Genomic DNA, 3,515 nt, shown 5'->3' on the forward strand with positions numbered 1-3,515 from the left:
TGGGGGAGTGCGGTGCCGATCGTATGTTGAGAACTACACAGTGGACGCGAGCATCTTTAGATTCGCGTCATGACCGAGATCATCCTTCGGGGTGGTGGTTGGTGTGGCGTTGGATCGCAATTTTAATCTTTGTGGTCAAGTTTCTAAGAGCAAACGGTGGATGCCTTGGCATCTGGAGCCGAAGAAGGACGTAGAAATCTGCGATAAGCCTCGGGGAGCTGATAATCGAGCTGTGAGCCGAGGATTTCCGAATGGGGAAACCCCGCCAGGCGCTTTTGTGACCTGGTGACTCCCGCCTGAATATATAGGGCGGGTAGAGGGAACGTGGGGAAGTGAAACATCTCAGTACCCACAGGAAGAGAAAACAACATGTGATTCCGTGAGTAGTGGCGAGCGAAAGCGGATGAGGCTAAACCGATCATGTGTGATAGCCGGCGGGCGTTGCATGGTCGGGGTTGTGGGACACGTCACTCAGTTCTGCCGGACTGGGGCGGTTACAGCGCATCATAGTCGAACCGGTTTGAAAGCCGGGCCGTAGTGGGTGCCAGCCCCGTAGACGAAATGGTGTTATGGCCGGATGTGTATCCCAAGTAGCACGGGGCCCGAGAAATCCCGTGTGAATCTGTCAGGACCACCTGATAAGCCTAAATACTCCCAGATGACCGATAGCGGACAAGTACCGTGAGGGAAAGGTGAAAAGTACCCCGGGAGGGGAGTGAAATAGTACCTGAAACCGTTTGCTTACAAACCGTCGGAGCATCCTTGTTGATGTGACGGCGTGCCTTTTGAAGAATGAGCCTGCGAGTTAGTGATATGTGGCGAGGTTAACCCGTGTGGGGCAGCCGTAGCGAAAGCGAGTCTGAATAGGGCGATTCAGTCGCATGTCCTAGACCCGAAGCGAAGTGATCTATCCATGGCCAGGTTGAAGCGACGGTAAGACGTCGTGGAGGACCGAACCCACTTCAGTTGAAAATGGAGGGGATGAGCTGTGGATAGGGGTGAAAGGCCAATCAAACTTCGTGATAGCTGGTTCTCTCCGAAATGCATTTAGGTGCAGCGTTGCGTGTTTCTCGCCGGAGGTAGAGCTACTGGATGGCCGATGGGCCTCAACAGGTTACTGACGTCAGCCAAACTCCGAATGCCGGTGAGTGAGAGCGCAGCAGTGAGACGGTGGGGGATAAGCTTCATCGTCGAGAGGGAAACAACCCAGACTACCAACTAAGGCCCCTAAGCGTGTGCTAAGTGGGAAAGGATGTGGAGTTGCACAGACAACCAGGAGGTTGGCTTAGAAGCAGCCACCCTTGAAAGAGTGCGTAATAGCTCACTGGTCAAGTGATTCCGCGCCGACAATGTAACGGGGCTCAAGCACACCGCCGAAGTTGTAGATTTCGCACTATAGACAAGCCTTCGTGGTTCAGTCGTGCGGAGTGGTAGGAGAGCGTCGTGTGGCGAGTGAAGCGGCGGAGTGATCCAGCCGTGGACGCTACACGAGTGAGAATGCAGGCATGAGTAGCGAAAGACGGGTGAGAAACCCGTCCTCCGAAAGACCAAGGGTTCCAGGGCCAGGTTAATCCGCCCTGGGTAAGTCGGGACCTAAGGCGAGGCCGACAGGCGTAGTCGATGGACAACGGGTTGATATTCCCGTACCGGCGAACAACCGCCCAAGCTAATCCAGTGGTGCTAAGAGTCCTAACCCGGCACATCCGGATCCCTTCGGGGTGATGGTGGCCGGTCTAACGCTCGACCCCATGCTGGTGCGGTTAGCGTATGAACAGGTGTGACGCAGGAAGGTAGCTGAGCCAGGCGATGGTATCCGTAAGGTGAACCTGGTGTAAGGATGTAGGGCTGACGATAGGCAAATCCGTCGTCTGTACGCCTGAGATCCGACGCGTACCCGTCAAGGGGAAATCAGTGATCCTATGCTGCCGAGAAAAGCATCGACGCGAGGTTGCAGCCGCCCGTACCCGAAACCGACTCAGGTGGTCAGGTAGAGAATACCAAGGAGATCGAGATAATCGTGGTTAAGGAACTCGGCAAAATGCCCCCGTAACTTCGGGAGAAGGGGGGCCGGACACGTGACCGGACTTTGCTCCGTGAGCGTTGAAGGCCGCAGAGACCAGTGGGAAGCGACTGTTTACTAAAAACACAGGTCCGTGCGAAGTCGCAAGACGATGTATACGGACTGACGCCTGCCCGGTGCTGGAAGGTTAAGAGGAGGGGTTAGCCTTTGGGCGAAGCTCTGAATTTAAGCCCCAGTAAACGGCGGTGGTAACTATAACCATCCTAAGGTAGCGAAATTCCTTGTCGGGTAAGTTCCGACCTGCACGAATGGCGTAACGACTTCCCAGCTGTCTCAACCGCGAACTCGGCGAAATTGCACTACGAGTAAAGATGCTCGTTACGCGCAGCAGGACGGAAAGACCCCGTGACCTTTACTACAGTTTGGTATTGGTGTTCGGAGTGGCTTGTGTAGGATAGGTGGGAGACTGTGAAGCGGGCACGCTAGTGTTCGTGGAGTCATTGTTGAAATACCACTCTGGTCACTTTGGATGTCTAACGTAGGACCCTGATCGGGTTCATGGACAGTGCCTGATGGGTAGTTTAACTGGGGCGGTTGCCTCCCAAAGAGTAACGGAGGCGCCCAAAGGTTCCCTCAACCTGGTTGGCAATCAGGTGGCGAGTGTAAGTGCACAAGGGAGCTTGACTGTGAGACTGACAGGTCGAGCAGGGACGAAAGTCGGGACTAGTGATCCGGCAGTGGCTTGTGGAAGCGCTGTCGCTCAACGGATAAAAGGTACCTCGGGGATAACAGGCTGATCTTGCCCAAGAGTCCATATCGACGGCATGGTTTGGCACCTCGATGTCGGCTCGTCGCATCCTGGGGCTGGAGTAGGTCCCAAGGGTTGGGCTGTTCGCCCATTAAAGCGGTACGCGAGCTGGGTTTAGAACGTCGTGAGACAGTTCGGTCCCTATCCGCTGCGCGCGTTGGAAATTTGAGAAGATCTATCCCTAGTACGAGAGGACCGGGATGGACGAACCTCTGGTGTGTCAGTTGTTCTGCCAAGGGCACCGCTGATTAGCTACGTTCGGACCGGATAACCGCTGAAAGCATCTAAGCGGGAAGCCGTCTTCGAGATGAGATTTCCATGCACCTTGAGTGTGAGAGGCTCCCAGCAGACTACTGGGTTGATAGGCCGGATGTGGAAGCGGGGACTAACGACCCGTGGAGCTGACCGGTACTAATAAGCCGAAGACTTGACAACACAATTATTTCCCACACCTCGGTGTGGGGCTCGCGTCCACTTTGTGGTTCCCGACAGACGATCGGGAATCAAACTGAATACTTCGCATACGGCGGAGCCTGTTTGAGACCGTTCATGGTCGACAGTGTTCCGGTGGTCATAGCGAGAGGGAAACGCCCGGTCACATTCCGAACCCGGAAGCTAAGCCTCTCAGCGCCGATGGTACTGCAAGGGGGACCTTGTGGGAGAGTAGGACGCCGCCGGACTCAACGT

The 3,515-nt window shown here is 55.2% G+C and carries 2 rRNA genes; both read left to right on the top strand.

The window, feature by feature from the left end:
• The first annotated feature begins 133 nt into the window (after positions 1–133).
• Positions 134–3,263 (top strand): 23S ribosomal RNA (locus tag MT346_RS17855).
• A gap of 128 nt (positions 3,264–3,391) precedes the next feature.
• Positions 3,392–3,508, top strand: a 5S ribosomal RNA gene (rrf, locus tag MT346_RS17860).
• Positions 3,509–3,515: the final 7 nt, after the last annotated feature.

Origin of the sequence: Curtobacterium sp. VKM Ac-2922, from assembly GCF_022815645.1 — a bacterium.
GTDB lineage: Bacteria > Actinomycetota > Actinomycetes > Actinomycetales > Microbacteriaceae > Curtobacterium.